This is a genomic window from Pseudomonas sp. NFPP12 (genome assembly GCF_900103205.1).
GTDB lineage: Bacteria > Pseudomonadota > Gammaproteobacteria > Pseudomonadales > Pseudomonadaceae > Aquipseudomonas > Aquipseudomonas protegens.
The window spans coordinates 451,237-469,560 of the sequence record NZ_FMWW01000006.1 but is presented as its reverse complement, the minus strand read 5'-3'; the positions used below and the strand labels follow the sequence as shown (position 1 = coordinate 469,560).

Below are 18,324 nucleotides of genomic sequence, written 5' to 3'. Positions count from 1 at the left end.
GTGTCGGCTGCGGCGCTGGTTGCCGCGTCACGGTAGCGCGGCGTTTCAGGCCGTTGGCCATGCACCCTGAATGGGCATCTTGTTGTACCCGGCGCGGTCGTTGCCGCACCTGTTCAGGGCATAAAGGGCAGCTTGACACGCTGCTTCTGGTTCATCTGCACGAAAGCGACTTGTTCGGTTCCATCTACGACCACCCATTGAGTCTAGAAGAGCCTGGGCAACCGGGTGGGCGAGCGGGGCACTATCGGATAAAACGCGGGGAGTGAGGGATGACTTCGGTCAGCTCGGAAGCGAATAGCCAGGGAGTAGGGTGGGCCCCGTGGCGAGGGAGCAAGCTCCCTCGCCACAGGCGCTAGGAGCGGGCGCGGCGCTGGGCGGCGTACTGCAAGGCCAGGCGGCCCACGAGTACCAGCAGGGTCAGGCCGATCAGCAGCACCGAGATCGCCGCCACGCTGGGGTCGACGTTATCGCGCAGGCCGCTCCAGATCCGCCGCGGCAGGGTGTTGACGTCGACACTGGTGATGAACAGGGTCACCGCCACTTCCTCCCAGGACAGGGCAAAGCTCAGCAGCGCGGTGGAGAAGATCCCCAGCTTGAGGTTCGGCAACATCACCAGGAAGGTGGTCTGCATCAGGCTCGCCCCCAGGTTGCGCGAGGCCAGTTCGATGCGCCGGTCCACCTGGCTCAGCGCCACCAGCATGGTCACCACGCCGTAGGGCACCACCATCACCACATGGGCGATCACCACCCCGGGCAGGGTGTCGTAGCCCCAGCCCGGGGCGATGCGCCCGAGGTTGGTTTCCATGAAGTACAGCACCAGCGCCGAGATCACCGGCGGAATGGCCATGGGCAGCAGCACCAGGCCGATCAGCAGGGTTGCCAGGCGCGAACGCAGGTACCAGATGCCGAGGCTGAAACTCACCGCCAGCAGGGTGGCGATCAGGCTGGTGGCGCTGGCGATGGCCAGGCTCTGGCCGATGCTCGACAGCCAGTCGGGGTTGCTCAGCAGCGCCTCGTAGTGGCGCAGCGACCAGTGGCCGTCGGGCATCGACAGGTAGCGTTTGGCGGTGAAGGAAACCGGGATCACCGTCAGCAGCGGGAACAGCATGAAGGCCATGGCGACCACGGCGATCAGCCGGGTACTCAGGGCAGTGCGATGTGTATTCATAGTGACCTCAACCCACCAGTCGATTGACACGGGTGATGCGCATCAGCAGCCAGATCAGCGCGCTGACCAGGGTCAGCAGCACCAGGCTCAGGGCCGCGCCCAGGCCCCAGTTGCTGGTCTGGAACATCTGCAGGAACACGTATTCGGCAATCATCACCGTCTGCCCGCCACCCAGCAGCACCGGGGTGATGAAGAAGCCCAGGCAGAACACGAAGACCATGATGAAGGCCCCCAGCAGCCCCGGCAGGGTCTGCGGCAGCAGCACCTGCCAGAAGGTGCGCAGGGCGCCGGCCCCCAGGCCGCGTGAGGCCAGCAACACCCGTTGATCCAGCTGGCGCATGCTCGACAGTAGAGGGAACAGGGCATAGGGGATCATGAAGTGCAGCATGCCGATCACCACCCCCAGTTCGTTGCGGGTCAGTTGCAAGGGGTGATCGATCCAGCCCAGGGACAGCAGGCTGTCGTTGACCACGCCGTTGCTGCGCAGGGCGATCAGCCAGCCGAAGGCCCGCACCAGCACCGAGATCCAGAACGGGATGAACACGCAGATCTCCACCATGCGTTGCCAGAACGGCGGGCTGAACACCCAGCAGTAGGCCAGCAGGTAGCCGATCACCAGGGCCAAGAGGCTCACGGTCAGGCACAGGCGCAGGGTGCGCAGGAGCATGTCGTGGATCGCCGGATCGGTTGCGATGCGCTGGTACTGCCCGAAGCCTGTCTCCGGCAGGGTGAAGCTCCAGCTCACCACGCCGAAGAACGGCAACAGATAGAACACCACCAGCAGCAGCGGCAGCGGGAACAGCAGCAGGCTGCGTTCCAGGCGTGCGGTTCGGGTTGCACTCATGGTCGGCGGCTCATTTGGACAGGTGGGTCAGGTACTGCTCCAGGGTGCTGGAGTAGTGGTCGGCGTACCACTGGGTGTCGAGGAAGATCTGCTTCTTCATGTTGGCTTCGGAGGCGCAGTTGATCTCCCGCTGTTCGGCGCTCATCAGTTGCTGGGTGGCGGCGTTGGACGGGCCGTTGCCCAGGGCCTCGAACAGCTTCAGTTGCCCGGCCGGCTGCAAGGCGTGCTGGATGAACTGCATGGCCGGTGCGGTGCCCGCGGGGTTGCCCTTGAGCACGCCCCAGCTGCTGGCGTTGAGGAAGGCATGGTCGAAGCCCCACTTGATGCGGCCGCCGCTGTCTTCGTGGAGCAGGGTGGCGCGGGTGTGCCAGATGGCGCCCATGGAGGCTTCGCCTTCGATCATCAACTGCTGGCTTTCCGCACCCGAACCCCAGAACGACAGGACATGGGGCTTGAGCTCATCGATCTTGCGCAAGGCCCGGGGCACGTCCAGCGGGTACAACTGCTCGGCGGCCACGCCATCGGCCAGCAGCGCGGCTTCGAGCATGCCGTTCATCCACTTGTAGAGGGTGCGCTTGCCGGGGAATTTCTCCACGTTCCAGAAATCCGCCCAGTCCTTGGGACCGTTGTCGCCGAACTTCTGGCTGTCCCAGGCGATCACGTAGCTGAACAGGTAGCCGGCGATGCCGTGCTCGTGGGACAGCGACGGCGCCACCAGGTCCCGCTGCACCACGCTGTAGTCCAGGGGTTGCAGGACCTTGTCGCGGCCCAGGGTCATGGCGCTGTAGCTGTCCACGTCCACCACGTCCCAGCTCGGCCGGCCGCTGGCCAACTGCGAACGGATGGCCCCTTCGGTGGGGCCGGCGCCGTCGATGCGTACCGGGATGCCGGTGCTCTTGGTGAAGCTGTCGGTCCAGGCGCTGCGAAAGGCATTGAGTGCGTCGCCGCCCCAGTTGACCACCACCAGGGGCTTGTCGGCGGCCCAACTGATACCGCTGCGCAATGCCAGGGGCACCGCCGCCAGCAGGCCCATGGCCTGGAGGAAGGTGCGGCGGCTAACCTGCCCGCCGCGGGCTTTTTCGATGAGGATTTCAATGCAGTCGCGTTGATGGTGCTGGCTCATGGGGCAAGTCCTCGCGAGGCCGGTGCAGGGCGCGCCGGCCGATTATTGTTATGGGAGAGCTGTGCGCGATGGGGAAGCGGCCGGCTCAGGCTTCCAGCAGGAAGCTGTGGCGTACCGGCCAGCTCAGCCACACCGGGGTGCCGCTGGGCAATCGGGCACCGGGGTGGTCGCCGGGCACCGAGAGGTTCACCGGTGCCAGTTCCGGGCTGATGTTCAGCGCCAGGTGGGTGCTGGAGCCCTGGTACACCCGCTCGCCGAGGCAGGCGGGCAGCACGTTGTGCTCGCCGGCTTGCGGGCGCTCGGTGTGCAGGGTCATGTGTTCCGGGCGTACCGCCAGCAATTGCGGCTGGCTGCTGATTTCCCCGGACGTGGTGGCCTGCAGCGGGCTGTCGCCAAAGCGTCCGCTGGCCTGGCTGCCGTTGCGGGAAATGCCCTGCAGCGGGAACAGGTTCATCTTGCCCAGGAACTCGGCGACGAAGCGGTTGCGCGGGCGGTCGTAGATGGTTTCCGGGGTGTCGATCTGTGCCAGCCGCCCCTGGTTGAAGATGGCAATGCGGGTCGACAGCGCCAGGGCTTCACCCTGGTCATGGGTGACGAAGACGAAGCTGGTGCCGACCTGGCGGTGAATGCGCTGCAGCTCGGTCTGCAGTTGCTCGCGCAGGTTCTTGTCCAGGGCCGACAGCGGTTCGTCCAGCAGCAACATGTCCGGCTCGAATACCAGGGCCCGGGCAATGGCCACGCGCTGTTGCTGGCCACCGGAAAGCTCGGATGGCTTCTTGTTCAGGTGAGCACCCAGGCCCACCACCTCGAGGATGTGCTTGACCCGGCGCTGGCGCTCCTCGGCTTTCACGCCTCGGATGCGCAACGGGTAAGCGACGTTGTCGGCCACGCTCATGTGGGGAAACAGCGCGTAGCCCTGGAACACCATGCCGTAGTTGCGTTTTTCCGCCGGGCGCCGGCTGATGTCCACACCGCGCTCCAGCAGCTTGCCGGCGCTGGGGGTGAGGAAGCCCGCGAGGATCATCAACAGGGTGGTCTTGCCGGAGCCCGAGGGGCCGAGCAGGGTGAGGAATTCGCCTTGGCGAACGTCGAGGTCGATGCCGTCCAGGGCAGTGAAGTTGCCGTAGAACTGGCTGATTCCTTGGGCGCTGAGTTGAGTCGAGGGACTGCTGGACACTACGGAGATCTCCCGCAAAGCCGGCCTGCGCTATGGAATTTTTATTGTCGGAACAGCAGGCGGTCGGCTCATTATTGTGAAAAGCAACGCCACATCAATGGAATAATTTTTGTCTCATTGGTGAGTGAAATTTCCCAGTCGCGAGCGCCTCAGGGTTCGCCGGAGGGGGCGTCCGAGATGTGCTGGGCGCTGGTCTGCAACTGGTTCTTCAACCAGGCGCTGAAGGCCTGGACCACCGAGCGCTCGGCCTTGGCCGGATCGATCACTAGGAAATAACCGCGCAGGGCGCTGATGCTGATGTCGAACGGGCGCACCAGCAGCCCCCGGGCCAGGGCATCGCCGCTGAGCAGGTTGTCGCCGATGGCCACGCCCTGGGCGGCGATGCAGGCGGACTGCGCGCAATGGGCGTCGGAGAAGGTGATGCCGCTGTCGGCGTTGACTTGGCTGGCGCCCGCCGCTGCCAGCCAGACCCGCCAGTCGCTGGTGTCGCTCATGTGGATCAGCGGGAAGTCCTTGAGGTCCAGTGGGGTCTTCAGGCCGCCGATGGCGTTGATCAGGCGCGGGCTGCACACCGGCGAGAAGCGCAGGGTAACGATCTGCTCCACCAGCAGCCCCGGCCAGTCGCCGATACCATAGGCGATGAACAGGTCGGCTTCGGCGTCGCTGGTGTCGTCCTGGGCCCGAGGGCTGACCACCTGCAGCTGCACCTGGGGGTATTGGCGCAGGAAGCCGTTGATGTGGTTGCACAGCCAGAAACTGGCGAACCCCGGGTTGCAGCTGATGCGCAATTTGCCCGACACCGCCAGGCCGTCGAAGCGCCGTCCGGCGTCCTGGATGTCGGCCAGGATGCGCCGCACTTCCCGGGCATAGCACTGGCCCTGGTAGGTCAGGCCGATGCCGCGTCCCACCCGTTCGGTGAGGGCAAAACCCAGGCTCTGTTCCAGGCTGATGATCTGGTGGCTGATGGCACTGCGGGTCAGGCTCAGTTGCTGGGCGGCAGCAGTGACGCTGCCCAGCCGGGCGACCGCGTCGAGGGCGCGCAGGGCGGTGATCGAGGGGTAGCGCATACAACCTCCGGGTCAAGGGAACCTGTGTTCGACGGCGTTCGTGTTCCGCACATAGTGCGGCGCAGTATGGGCCGACCTCTCGGCAAACTGGTCAATTTACTTTGACATTGCCGCCTAAAAAATTCGATTGATGTAATCGGCGCTTCACCAATACTGAGCCTCGATCCGGCCTTTAGCCGACCGGACAAGCCTAATAACAACAAGAGGTCCCGCAGGCCGAGTGGGGGCGCTGTGGCGTCCTGGCGCCGGCCGGCCGGAACCTGGATAACCAGGAGTGCCGCGGATGTCCCGTTACAAAGAATTCGCCATGGATTGGGTTGAACGCCACCGCCAGCAATTGTCGGACTGGCACCAGATCATCTGGCATTACGCCGAGCCGGCCTTTCGTGAATACAAGTCCAGCGCCTGGTACGTGCAACTGCTGGAAGCCGAGGGCTTCACCGTCGAGCGCGCCAGCGGTGGCATGCCCACGGCCTTCTGCGCCACCTTCACCCAGGGCCAGGGACCGCTGCTGGCTACCTACGGCGAATACGACGCGGTGCCCGGCAACTGCCAGGCGGCCACTACCCGCAAGCAGCCGCGCGATGGCCTGTCGCGCTTCGCTCCGGGGCACACCGACCCGCACTCGGCCCTGGGCATCAGCGCCCTCGGCGGGGCCCTGGCGGCCAAGGCGACCATGGTGGAATTCGGCCTGCAGGGCAGCATCAGGTTCTTCGGCGAGCCGGCGGAAAAGCTCCGCGCCTCCAAGCCGGTCCACGCCGCCAAGGGCTACTACGATGACCTGGATGCCGCCATCAGCTTCCACCCCACCTACATGTTGCCGCTGAACAACACCACCACCTGGGACACCCACTGCGGCATCGCCTACGCCTACATCTACAGCTTTACCTGCGAGGATCCGCAGAACTGGATCGCCGCCGATCGCTACAGCCCGATCCCGCAGAACCATCTGGCGGCCCGGGCGCCCGGGGCCAACGACGCCCTGGTGCATTTCTACACCCTGAACGAAAGCCTGCGCCGTTCGACCCTGCCGTTCACCGGCCTGTGGAGCTACAACGAGGCGATTCTCACCGCCGGCCAGGCCACCGCGGACAACCTGCCGCCGCACCTGTCGCAGATCCAGTACCTGCTGCGCTGCGATTCCATCGAGCAGGCCGAGACCATCTCCCAGGTCATGGACAACAACGCCGCAGCGGCCGCCATGGCCACCGGCTGCCGCTGGAAAAAGACCTGGGTGTGCAAGTCCCGGGGCGGCCTGCCCAACCACGTCATGGCCCAGGCCACCTACGACAACCTGGCGGCGGTGGGCGCTCCACAGTGGGACGAAGAAGCCCGGGAGATCGCTCGGGAAATCCAGCGCAACCTTGGCCTCGAAGCCATGGAGCGGCCATTTCTGCCAGCCACCGAAGCCTTGATCGAACCCCAGGAGTGCGAGCGCCAGATGCGCCTGCAAATGCCCGCCTGGCAGAACTACCTGACCTCCGATGACTACCCGGAATACACCTGGCACTGCCCCACCGTGCGCCTGCTGGTGGCCCGGCCGATGCTCAGCGCGCCAGCTGGCACGGTCTATCCGGACTGGGTGTCCAACGCCCTGGGCGGCATCCGCCAGACCATCGACCCGATGATCGAAGTGGCGGCCAAGACCATTGCCGCGACCCTGGTGGACCTGCTGACCGACGAAGCCCTGTTGAGTGCGGCCAAGGCCGAGTTTGTCGAGCGCACCGGTGGCGGTATCGGCGGCACTCGCTGGCAGGCGCCACTGCTGCCCGAGGACTTCAAGGTGCCCCACGATTTCCGCTGGCCGGAGTACATCAGCACGGCCCGGGGCGAAGAATGGTGGATTCCGGCGCGGGCCGATGAGTAGCCGCCGCTATCAGGCCCTTGCCTGAGATCGTCCCATGGCACCTGGGCGAATGGCGTTATGCCCGTTCGCTAAGGTGTTTATGCACAACGGATGGGTTGCCAGCGCCGAGAAGTGTCGAATTTGTGGAGCCGTTCTCATCTTTATGCAACTGGCTGTTTTTTCGGGATTTTATTTTGTGAACAAAAAATGACCAGTCCGTGAAGGTCGTCCAAAGCCAAGCAATCCAAGGCTTTTCCAGAATTCCATCAACAGACTTATCCACAGGTCGCGACAGCCTGTCGCACAAGCGCACAGCATGCTCATCGAGCCAATGGCGCACGGACGCCTGGAGGCTCAATCGAGCACGCTGTGCTTATGCCGTTGTGCTGTGCCCGGGTCGGAACCTATTCCGCCTTTGTGGCCGGGATGGACATTTCATGACGGAACAGGTTGTTGGGGTCAATTGAGGCCTTCAGGTTGCAAAGTGTGTTGATGAGTGGTGTGTTCCAGCCGTAGTACAAGTTCAACCAGTCGGGGTCTACAGCGCCTGTAGCGGTGTACTTCATATCGACATCGGGGTAGTTGATGTAGCAGCCATCGTAGGCGGGTCTTTTCGGCTTGCCGCCGTGTACGGCATTGAAGATGTTGCGAATCCAGGCTATTTGCACCGCGTCATCGGCAGCGTTGGTCCAGTACGTCTGGTATTGGGCTTTAAGCAGTGAGCTTCTTTGAGGAACGGCAGTTGTTCCCATGCCCTTTTTATTGATCGCCCCGCCGTAGGAGTCGATCTGTACCAGCGACTGACTGAAGCGTTTGTCTGGCGTGGCTTCGGTCAAGTGCGTCAGCAACGCGTTGCAGGCCTGCTCGGAGAACTGTTCGACCTGATAGTCAGACTTGTATTTGCCCCGCTGGTTGTTGCCCGAGCCGTTGATCATTTGAGTGACGTACAGCCAATCCATCGCCGTGTGTTCAGCCACCGCCCCTTTGAACTTCCTGCCGGCAAGCGGGTGCCTGAGCGGTGCAATGTTGGGTGCGATGAAACCGTCATGGATAGTCGGCGTGATGCCCGCCGCGGCATTCATCTTGCTGATGAAGTCGTTGAGCGGTACATCGTTTGCGCCGCCGACCAGGCCATTGGGACCGGTGTATTGGATCGCCAGCACCACATGGTCGGAGGTATCCACATGGTTCAGTTTCAGCAGGGTGAACAATCCACCATTGCCAACCCCTTCCACTGGGCTGGTCGCGGCGGCGTCGTTATCCGAGAACCATTGCCAATAGGCCCGCAGGAAGTTCGAGAAGTTGGGAATCAGCTCTTTCCACGGGTAGGCCAGGGGAATCCAGTAGGCTTGTTGCGGGGCTTGGGGCAGTTGGTCGAAGTAGTAGCCGATGATGATGCCGAAGTTGCCACCGCCGGCCCCGCAACAGGCGGTAAACAATGCCTTGTCTTCTTTCGATGGACTGTCTGCGCGAACATGCCGGAACTTCAGTTGCCGCGAGTTTTCCACAGGCACAAGAATGTCGACGCCGGTTACCCAGTCCACGGTCAAGCCCTGAAGGCGCGATAACAAACCGTAACCGCCGCCGCTGATGTGCCCGCCCAAACCGACCGAATAGCATGAGCCGCCAGGAATGGTGCGCCCGGCCTGCTTGTACAGCGACAGGTAACCGTCCCAATTCTGATTGCCGGTCAATGCCATGAATCGATACTTCTTGTTCTGGTTGTCCCAGGGAGATGTGATGGATTGGCTCTCTTCGTACTTCAGGCCTTTCATTTCACCGATGTCGATAATTGCCAGGCTTTCTGTTTCGCCGCTTAACTTGTTGGAAACAAAACCCTCGTAGCAGTGGCCGCCACTGCGCACCGTGATGCGATAGCCGTCACGCAGTGCCGTATTGGCTGCGGCCAGAACTTCATCGGGTGTCGTACACACATAAATCCGCTTTGCGCCCTGTTCGATACTGGGCGGCCAGCGCAAGTTGAACCCCTTTTGCAGGGTTTCGTAGGTGTGTGACTGAGGGTCTATGACGTTCATGAGTAACTCCCTGTATGTGTGTTGGGACTTGGCGACTTCCTGTCGAAAAATGACCGCTTTAGTTGCGCCAGAGCTGTGGCTTGAGTGCTGCTGGTGTCCAGCTCGCCTTAGAGACTAGTAGGCGTAATGAGCTTGGTTTTTTTCTTTCGTGAAGTTGAGGGACATCCCCCGGCTTGATCGGCGACTTTCAATGGGTTGCGGGTTACCCAAGGGGTGCCCGACGTCCGTTAGTGAGGTCACTGGTCGCAGTGGTTATGCACAACGAGCGTGAGTCGGACCTGTCGTACCAGGCGGTTACGGGCGCTCTGCCAGCAGCAGCAGATTGCGCGGGGTCAAGGGGGCCTCGCAGAAGGTTCCGAGGCGCACGGCATAGCCCTGCTCTTGCAGGAACAGCCCGCGGTCCAACGCCAGCCACAACTCCATGGGACGGCGGAACAGGCCCCGCAGCAGTTCCAGGTTGCGCACCTGGCCCAGGCGCTGCCAGCCGGCCGCTTCGAGCGCGGCCCAATCCTGGCAATCGACTGTGGATAAGTCCTTGAGGGCGGCGAGGTCGCGGCAGTAGTCGGCGAAGGGTTTGTTCAGCCAGTGGCTGGGCAGGGACGGCGTCGGCAGGTATTCGTCGAGGCCACGTACTTGCCGTTGCAGCAGGTCGAATGCCAGGCGCCGGGCCATGGAGGTGTCGCGCTGACGCCGAACTCGGGCACCGGCAGTGACGGTTTCGCTCATGGGCAAGGCCAGGTCTTCCAGGGACAGGTCCAGGCGTGATGCCTGGGCGGCTGTGGATAAGCCCTGGTAGTGGCTGGCGCGGGTGCGGTTGTAGCAGCACGGGGCGATGGCCAGCTGTGGACAACCCTGCTGGCTGGCCAGCTGGATCAAGCGCACATGCAAATCGCCGCACGCGTGCAGGGCCACCGGGCTGTGCTCGGCGTGCAGGCGCAGGGCTGTGTCATCGGCCAGCACGTCCTGTTGCAGATGGCGGGCGGGCAAACCGTGGTGCCGGCTCAGTTGTTCGCCACTCTCGATCAGCGCCGGGTCGTATTCCAGGCAGGTCAGTTGCTGCTCGGGTTGCAGCAGGCGCCTGCCGAGGTGGCCCTTGCCGGAGCACCAGTCGAGCCAGTGAGTCGGTGTGCGGTCGAATTGCAGGCAGGCGGCGAAGGCTTCGATCTGCTGCCACTTGCGCCCGGGTACGTCGACATTGAGGCGTGGGTGAGGCGCGGGCAGTGCCTTTATGGGGAGTTCGCCCACCGCCCCAAGTGCTCGGGCCTGCTCCGCCAGTGGGGTAAAGGGGGCCGGTGCCTGGAGGTGCTCCGGGTGGTTGTGGGCCGCTTCGGCGTCTTCCAGGGAGCGCTGGCGCAACCACTGGGCGAGTTCGGGATGAGCGGTTTCCCACGGCAGTTGCAGGTGGTTGAACGGACGCGGGCGCCAGAGGGTCTGGTGTTCCAGCAAAAAACGGTCAAGGGCCTGGAAACGGCTGAGCAGCGCAGGGCCTTGGAGAATCGCAGGCATGGTCATGGCGTCCGGGGCAGACCCGCTCCCTGGCGGGAGCGGGAGAAGATCAGCGTCCCTGGCAGGCGTCGACCCGCAGCCAGCGTTCCAGTTGGCGGAAGGCCTGGACCAGCATGAACGACATCAACAGGTAGAACACCCCGGCGGTAAAGAACATGTCCACCGTCAGGTAGTTGCGGGCAATGATGGTGCGCGCCATGCCGGTCAGTTCCAGCAGGGTCACGGTACTGGCCAGGGAGCTGGCCTTGAGCATCAGGATCACTTCGTTGCTGTAGGCCGGCAGGCCGATGCGCGCCGCCCGCGGCAGGATGATGTAGAACAGCGCCTTGGGCCGGGACATGCCCAGGGCCCGTGCGGCTTCGATTTCACCCGGGGGAATGGCCTGGATGGCGCCGCGCAGGATCTCGGCGATGTAGGCCGCGGTGTGCAGGGTCATGGTGGCGGTGGCGCACCAGAACGGGTCGCGCAGGTAGGGCCACATGAAGCTGTCGCGCACCGCGTCGAACTGCGCCAGGCCGTAATACACCAGGAACAGCTGCACCAGCAGCGGCGTGCCGCGAAAGAAGAAGATGTAGGCGTAGGGCAGGGCGCGCACGTACCAGAGCTTGGACGAGCGGGCGATGCCCAGCGGGATGGCCAGCAGCAGGCCGAGAATCACGGCGATGCCCACCAGCTCCAGGGTCAGTGTCGCGCCCTGGATGAACTTCGGCAGCCATTTGTAGATGACTTCCCATTCCATTACGTCGTCCTCACAAAGCCGCGGGCGGCGCGTTTTTCCAGGAAGTGCATGCCGGTCATGGCCAGCACGGTCAGGCCCAGGTACATGAAGGCCGCGACCATGAAGAAGGTGAAGGGATGCTTGGCGAAGGTCACGGCGTTCTGCGCGTGGCGCATGATTTCTTCAAGGCCGATCACCGACACCAGCGCGGTGTCCTTCATCAGGATCATGAACAGGTTGCCCAGGCCCGGCAGGGCGATGCGCCACATCTGCGGCAGGATCAGGCGGCTGAAGATCCGAAACTTGGAAAGGCCCAGCGCGGTGCCGGCCTCGCGGTGGCCCTTGGGGATGGCCAGGATCGCGCCACGAAACACTTCAGTGGCATAGGCGCCAAAGCACAGCCCGAGGGCGATCACCCCGGCGAGAAACGGACTGAGGGCCAGGTCGGGGTTGCCGAAATGCTCGCCCAGCGCGCTCATCATGTTCACCGTGCCGTAGTAGATCAGCAGCACCCACAGCAGTTCCGGGACGCCGCGCACGATGGTCGAATAGGTTTCGCCAAGCCAGCGCAGTGGCTTGTACGGGGAAGTCTTGGCCAAGGCGCCGAGCAGGCCGAGCACCAGCCCCAGGCATAACGCCGAGAGGGCCAGCTTGACGGTCATCAGCGCGCCGGCGGCGAGCGCCGGGCCGAATCCGTAGAGATCGATATTCATGGGGTCTGGATGGCTTTGCTAAGGACCGGCGCCCAGGGGGCGAGCGCCGGTCAGGCAAGTCAGTATCAATAGATGCTGAACGGGAAGTACTTGTCGTTGATCTTCTTGTAGGTGCCGTCGGCCACGATTTCTTTCAGGGCGGCGTTCAGCTTCTCGCGCAGTGGATCTTTCTTGCGCACGGCAATCCCGATCTTGTCGCTTTCCACCATTGGCTCGCCCTTGAACTCATAAGGCTTGCCCGCGTCGCTCTTGAGCCACTCGTAGTTGACGTACTTGTCGGCCAGGATCGCGTCCAGGCGGCCGGAGGTCAGGTCCAGGTAAGCGTTTTCCTGGGTGTCGTAGAGCTTGATGGTGATGTCGTCGCCCAGGTTGTCTTCCAGCCAGGTGCCGGCCAGGGTCGCCCGTTGCGCGCCGATGATCTTGCCCTTGAGCGAGGCCTTGTCGGTCTTGAAGTCGGTCTTGGCCTTGGGCGCGATGAACTGCAGCTTGTTGGAGTAGTACGGGTCGGTGAAGTCCACCGCCTGCTTGCGCTCATCGGTGATCGACAGCGAGGAGATCAGGAAGTCGAACTTCTTCGCGTTCAGGGCCGGGATGATGCCGTCCCAGTCGGAGGTGACCACGGTGCACTCGACTTTCATCTTGGCGCACAGGGCGTCACCGATGTCCTTGTCGAAGCCCACGACCTGGCCGCTGGCGTCCTTGTTGTTGAACGGTGGGTAGGCTGCTTCGATGCCCATCTTCAGGGTCTCGGCGGCAGCGCTGGCGCTGAAGGCCAGGGTGACGGCAGCGGCCAGGAGGATTTTCTTATAGCTCTGCATGCGTGTAGCTCCGTTAGCGGTTGCTGGACATGAATTGTTTGCAGCGTGCCGAAAGCGGGTTCTCGAAGACCTGCTGTGGCGATCCTTGCTCTTCTACCAGACCCTGGTGCAGAAACACCACTTCGCTGGAGACCTGACGGGCAAAGCTCATTTCGTGGGTGACCAGCAGCATGGTGCGGCCTTCTTCGGCGAGGGCGCGGATCACGTTGAGGACTTCCTGGACCATTTCCGGGTCCAGGGCCGAGGTCGGCTCGTCGAACAGGATGACTTTGGGTTGCATCGCCAGGGTCCGGGCGATGGCGGCGCGCTGCTGCTGGCCGCCGGACAGCTGTGCCGGGTAGGCGTGGCGCTTGTCGGCGATGCCGACCTTGGCCAGCAGCGCCTCGGCCACTTCGATGGCCTCGGCCTTGCTCTGGCCCAGCACCCGGCGTGGCGCCTCGATGATGTTGTCGAGCACGCTCATGTGCGGCCAGAGATTGAAATTCTGGAAGACGAACCCGATTTCGCTGCGCAGGCGGTTGATCTGCTTGCCGTCGGCGGCTACCAGCTCGCCGTTTTTCGCGGCCTTGAGCTTGAGCTCTTCGCCGGCCACCAGGATCTGGCCCTGGTGCGGGTTTTCCAGCAGGTTGATGCAACGCAGGAAAGTGGACTTGCCGGAGCCGGAGGAACCCAGGATCGATATCACGTCACCGTCGCGTGCGGTCAGCGAGATACCCTTGAGTACCTCCTGAGTGCCGTAGCGTTTGTGCAAGTTGCGGATTTCAAGCGCGGGCGTGGCCTCAGCCATGTGCGGTCCTCATTGAGTTCATTGTGCTCCTGCTGTTGGGCGGCCTTCCTGGCGAGGCGCCAAGCTAGCATAGGGTTCCAAGCGCAGCCAACAGCGCTACCGGAGGTAAACAGACGGTGTGTGGCAGGTTGTCGCATCAGCACAGAAGACTGTCGCCCCATCAACAACCGAACGCCTGTTTGAACCCTGGATCCGCCTGAAATCCGGTAGGTGTCGCGTAAAAAAAGGCGCGATGGTGCCAGCTTTGGCCGGGTGTTGGAAGGGTTAACGGGCCAAAGGTCATGGATCTGCACTCTAATCGCTCATCGGCTGCTTTTCGGGTGTGTTTTTGGTGCGCCATTTCGTCCTGCAAGTGAGTCGGCCGGTAACGAAATGGCGAAATGCCATTGTTCTCAATGACTTGGGATTTCCATCGGTCGGCTCGCCAACCCTTGTTGCCCGGGGTTCTGTAACATTTTGGCGCAATTCTTGCGTGCGATATAAAGAACGCCCTGTTGGATTCTTTTTACGAGAACGAATGCAGACCGGGTGGAGTTACTCTTTTTTCGTTGCAAAGGTGCTTTTCATGAGCGGTACGCAACTCTCCAATGACCTCGAACAGGGGCTCAAACCGCGGCATGTGACCATGCTGTCGATTGCCGGCGTGATCGGCGCAGGCCTCTTCGTCGGCTCTGGCCACGCCATTGCCGAAGCCGGCCCCGCCGTGCTGCTGGCCTATGCTGCCGCCGGCACCCTAGTGGTGCTGGTGATGCGCATGCTGGCGGAAATGGCCGTGGCTTCGCCGGACACCGGATCGTTCTCCACCTACGCGGACCGCGCCATCGGCCACTGGGCCGGTTTCACCATCGGTTGGCTGTACTGGTGGTTCTGGGTGCTGGTGATTCCCCTGGAAGCCAACGCTGCCGCGACCATCCTGCATGCCTGGTTCCCCAACGTGGCGATCTGGGTCTTCACTCTGGTGATCACCCTGCTGCTGACCGCCACCAACCTGTTCAGCGTGAAGAACTACGGTGAGTTCGAGTTCTGGTTCGCCCTGATCAAGGTGGTAGCCATCATCGGCTTCGTGATCCTCGGCCTCGCCGCCATCTGCGGCCTGCTACCCAACAGCCAGGTCAGTGGCGTATCGCATCTGGTGGACACCCAGGGCTTCATGCCCAACGGCATGGGCGCGGTACTGGCCGCCATGCTGACCACCATGTTCTCCTTCATGGGCACCGAGATCGTCACCATCGCCGCGGCGGAATCCCACAACCCGGGCAAGCAGATCTCCAAGGCCACCAATTCGGTGATCTGGCGGATCGGCCTGTTCTACCTGGTATCGATCTTTATCGTTGTGGCGCTGGTGCCTTGGAACGACCCGAGTCTGGCCCAGGTCGGCTCCTACCAGACCGTGCTCGACCGCATGGGCATCCCCAATGCCAAGCTGATCGTTGACCTGGTGGTGCTGGTGGCCGTGACCAGTTGCCTGAACTCGGCGCTCTACACTGCCTCGCGCATGCTGTTCTCCCTGGGCAAGCGTGGCGATGCCCCGGCCGCCGCCAAGCGCACCAACGCCAGCGGCACGCCTTATTGGGCGGTGATCCTGTCCACCGCTGCGGCCTTCCTCGCGGTGTTCGCCAACTATGTCGCTCCGGCGGCGGTGTTCGAATTCCTCCTGGCCAGCTCCGGCGCCATTGCCTTGCTGGTGTACCTGGTGATTGCCGTCTCGCAACTGCGCATGCGCCACAAGCGCATGGCTGCCGGCGAGAAGATCGCCTTCCGCATGTGGCTGTTCCCGGGCCTGACTTACGCTGTGATCGTGTTCATCGTCGCGGTGCTGGGCATCATGCTGTTCCAGGAAGAGCACCGGGTGGAGATCCTCGCCACTGGCCTGCTCAGTGTCATCGTCATCGCTGCCGGCCTGTTGGTGGCCCGTCGGCGCAAGGCCGAGCGCAATGGTGCCCTGGCACTGAACTGACGGTTTGCTCAGCTCTTTATGAAAAGGCCGCGCTCAGAAATGACCGCGGCCTTTTTCATGTCCGGATGCAACTTGGGGGGGCTGCTGGTGGCGGGCAGAGGCTCGCTCGCGGCCTGGCGACGGGGCGCTTTACCCACCCGGGGCGCCTGCTGATAATCCGCCACTCGGTTAGCTTGGGATGCAGCGATGAAAGACCTGGATATGGATGATGCCGAGTGGGAACTGCTCGACCTCGAATGGCATCAAGGGTTCGCCTTCGTGGAGGGGGCGCTGTTGGTGGAGGAGCGAGCCCGGGATGTGTACCTCATGCTGCAGCGTGAAGGGCGGACCCCGGCTGAGCAGGCTTGCCAGGCCGCGACCGAGCAATTCCCGGCTTCCCCCCTGGTAGAGGGCGAGCCGCTCTGGCGACATCGTGTTCATCGGCACCTGCTGCGTGATGCGCGGGCCGATTATTATGCGTTGCCCCGTTACTTCGCGCGTTATGGCTACCACCCGTTGCAAGCCTTGCCGGTGCGTGCGTGTCGGGGCTTGCAGAGCCTGGGCCATGACCATTGGCGTGATCAGTGCCGTGCCTACTTCTGTCATGACTACGGGCAGGAGGTGATCGACGGCGCGCAGCCTGAGCGCCTGGCGCTTGTGCACCCGGTGCCAGAAAACTGGCCTGCGGGGTCGGTGCTGTTCAGTGACGGGGACAAGGTCTTCCTCGGCGCCCGGGCGATCGCCGGGGCGGAGCAGCAGGTACGCGGTACCAACCATCCGGCTTATCAAGTGATCAGCGGCCAGGTCTGCCGGGGCGGCATTGTGCTGCATCAGAAGGACGGTTCGCCGTTGCCTATTGCCAATCCGGATGGCTTCCAGATGCTGGCCTGGCGCTGGGGTACGGATGGGCATTCGGTGATCGTCCAGGCGCAGCAGGGCTCGAGCATCGCCTATGAGTATTTCTACCGCATCGACAACGTCGATCTGGCTACTTTCAGCGTGCTCAACGAGCGCTACGCCAAGGACGCACGGCGGGCTTATTACCTGACCGGAAAAACCCTGCGCTATGTCGGTGACTTCCGCCTGCTGAACCGTGTTCAGTCGGTGTTCGATGCCGGTGGCCGGATCTTGAGCCAGAGTGAAGCGGCGGACCCGTACTTTGCCGTGGACGATCAGTTCGTCTACTGCAATGGCACCCGCCTGCGTGGTGCCGATGGCCCGAGTTTCCGTCACCTGGGATTCGACTACTACGCTGACCGGCATCGCGTCTACCGGCGCAGCAAGCCGCTGGACGTGGATGTAGAGAGTTTTGTAGTGGCCCAGCTGGAGCGTGGCGAAGGCAACTATTCGCCGTTGCTGGTGGGTGACAGGCACGGCCCGCTCGGTTCGGATGGGGTGATCGATGACACCATGCTGCAAGAGTGGTCGGCGTACTTCGAGGCGCATCCGCAGTTGCAAGATTATTGGTGGCATCGCTTGCAGGCACCATCGGTGTCAACAGCCCAGGCCTTGCGTTCCATCGGCTCCGGGTTCGAGCTGGGGAGCCAGGTGCACTTCCATGGCCGCCCCATCAATGGTCTGGATGCCGGCAGTTTCAAGCTGCTGGACACACACCTGTGTGGCGACGCCAATGGCTTGTACCTGATCCCCTTTCATCGCGCCGAGACCCGGGTGCCGGAGCGATTCTCTTCGGCCTGCGCCGATCATTACCGTGCCCTGGGCGGCCCGTACCTGACAGATGGCCAGAGGGTTTTTTGCCACAGTGTCTTTTATCAGGTGCCCGAGCCTATGGCCAAAGCGGATCTGGCCAGCTTCGAGTCATGCGGGCATGGCTGGGCCCGGGACAAGGGGGCGGTGTATTACTACGGCGCAAGAAAGAAGCCCCTCGACCCGGCGCACACTCGCGTCATGGGCAGCTACGCCTTCACCGCGACACTGATGTTTGCTGCCGGCAAACCGCTGGAGGTGGAATTCAGCCCGGAGGAAGTGATGGTTCCACATCCGGACTTTCTGCAATTGGGCACGCGCAAGCTGTTCTGTGGCCGGCGGCCGGTGAGTGCCAAGCGCATCGACCTGGCCAGCCTGGAGTTTGTTGCCCAGCGCTATGCCCGGGACAAGCAGCGTTTCTACCAGTACGACGGTTACGCGACGCTCAGCGAAATCAGTGCCCAGCAATACCACCAGGCACTGACGAAGGCCTCGGCTGGGGATACCGGCTCTGAGAGTTTGGCGTTCTGAAAGGCAAAAAAGGCTGCCGTCAGCATTGACGGCGGCCTTTTTGCTGGATTTGTGACTTGTTACATGGCGTTTCATGGACAGCCCGCTGGCGAAATAGTAGCCTGCGCGCTCTTCGATAAGAGCTCTTGCGTGCCAGCGTGAGAGGAGCTATGGAATAGCGCTGTATTGCAAGGGATTGAATGCTTGTCGGGGCCCTGAATCCGCCTTCTGCTTCTGTCCCTTGTTCCCTGCGTGGCCGCCATGGTTCCTGAGTGTCAGCGCCTGCCTGACAGTCCCGGTTCGAAGAACGAGCATTCAGGGTTCAATGGTGATCGCCCGGCCATTGGTCCCTTAAAGAAAGGGCGGCA

At 62.8% G+C, this 18,324-nt stretch carries 14 protein-coding genes; 3 read left to right on the top strand and 11 right to left on the bottom strand.

Translation table 11 applies throughout. The features are described from left to right. Window positions 1–352: 352 nt before the first annotated feature. The 5 genes from BLS75_RS26940 to BLS75_RS26920 form a co-directional block, all read right to left on the bottom strand. Window positions 353–1,168, bottom strand: coding sequence for an ABC transporter permease (locus BLS75_RS26940; RefSeq protein ID WP_072452119.1), 816 nt, complete (start codon window positions 1,166–1,168; stop codon window positions 353–355). A 7-nt stretch (window positions 1,169–1,175) separates the two neighbouring features. After that, entirely contained in the window at window positions 1,176–2,012 is an 837-nt protein-coding gene (locus tag BLS75_RS26935) for an ABC transporter permease (RefSeq protein ID WP_011058710.1), read from the bottom strand. A 10-nt stretch (window positions 2,013–2,022) separates the two neighbouring features. Then, the gene (locus tag BLS75_RS26930; protein ID WP_072452118.1) at window positions 2,023–3,135 is read right to left on the bottom strand and encodes an ABC transporter substrate-binding protein; all 1,113 of its coding nucleotides are present in this window, start codon (window positions 3,133–3,135) and stop codon (window positions 2,023–2,025) included. Between the two features lie 85 nt (window positions 3,136–3,220). Beyond that, window positions 3,221–4,312, bottom strand: a complete 1,092-nt coding sequence (locus BLS75_RS26925) for an ABC transporter ATP-binding protein (protein ID WP_019093895.1) — start codon at window positions 4,310–4,312, stop codon at window positions 3,221–3,223. Between the two features lie 149 nt (window positions 4,313–4,461). Continuing rightward, window positions 4,462–5,379: a LysR substrate-binding domain-containing protein gene (locus tag BLS75_RS26920; protein ID WP_053155967.1), complete on the bottom strand. Its 918-nt coding sequence runs from the start codon at window positions 5,377–5,379 to the stop codon at window positions 4,462–4,464. A gap of 283 nt (window positions 5,380–5,662) precedes the next feature. On the opposite strand from BLS75_RS26920, the gene BLS75_RS26915 reads away from it, so the two are divergent. Next, on the top strand, window positions 5,663–7,246 hold the full coding sequence (locus BLS75_RS26915; protein ID WP_053155970.1) for a zinc-binding metallopeptidase family protein: 1,584 nt from the start codon (window positions 5,663–5,665) through the stop codon (window positions 7,244–7,246). Between the two features lie 383 nt (window positions 7,247–7,629). Here BLS75_RS26915 and BLS75_RS26910 read toward each other — a convergent pair whose 3' ends face one another. The 6 genes from BLS75_RS26910 to BLS75_RS26885 form a co-directional block, all read right to left on the bottom strand. Next, on the bottom strand, window positions 7,630–9,261 hold the full coding sequence (locus BLS75_RS26910; protein WP_072452117.1) for a BBE domain-containing protein: 1,632 nt from the start codon (window positions 9,259–9,261) through the stop codon (window positions 7,630–7,632). 294 nt (window positions 9,262–9,555) lie between these two features. Beyond that, window positions 9,556–10,767 (bottom strand): methyltransferase, encoded by a 1,212-nt coding sequence (locus tag BLS75_RS26905; protein WP_072452201.1) that lies wholly within the window; start codon window positions 10,765–10,767, stop codon window positions 9,556–9,558. A 49-nt stretch (window positions 10,768–10,816) separates the two neighbouring features. Continuing rightward, entirely contained in the window at window positions 10,817–11,506 is a 690-nt protein-coding gene (locus BLS75_RS26900; protein ID WP_072452116.1) for an ABC transporter permease, read from the bottom strand. Next, complete coding sequence (locus BLS75_RS26895) at window positions 11,506–12,198, bottom strand: ABC transporter permease (RefSeq protein WP_011058717.1); 693 nt, start codon at window positions 12,196–12,198, stop codon at window positions 11,506–11,508. Before BLS75_RS26895 ends, BLS75_RS26900 begins: the two co-directional genes overlap by 1 nt. A 65-nt stretch (window positions 12,199–12,263) precedes the next feature. After that, complete coding sequence (locus tag BLS75_RS26890; RefSeq protein ID WP_011058718.1) at window positions 12,264–13,016, bottom strand: ABC transporter substrate-binding protein; 753 nt, start codon at window positions 13,014–13,016, stop codon at window positions 12,264–12,266. 13 nt (window positions 13,017–13,029) lie between these two features. Continuing rightward, window positions 13,030–13,803, bottom strand: coding sequence for an ABC transporter ATP-binding protein (locus BLS75_RS26885; RefSeq protein ID WP_011058719.1), 774 nt, complete (start codon window positions 13,801–13,803; stop codon window positions 13,030–13,032). Between the two features lie 565 nt (window positions 13,804–14,368). On the opposite strand from BLS75_RS26885, the gene gabP reads away from it, so the two are divergent. Beyond that, window positions 14,369–15,760 (top strand): GABA permease, encoded by a 1,392-nt coding sequence (gabP, locus tag BLS75_RS26880; protein ID WP_015633814.1) that lies wholly within the window; start codon window positions 14,369–14,371, stop codon window positions 15,758–15,760. A gap of 186 nt (window positions 15,761–15,946) precedes the next feature. After that, window positions 15,947–17,977 carry a DKNYY domain-containing protein gene (locus tag BLS75_RS26875; RefSeq protein WP_072452115.1) on the top strand — a complete coding sequence of 677 codons (2,031 nt, stop codon included), beginning with the start codon at window positions 15,947–15,949 and terminating at the stop codon, window positions 17,975–17,977. Window positions 17,978–18,324: the final 347 nt, after the last annotated feature.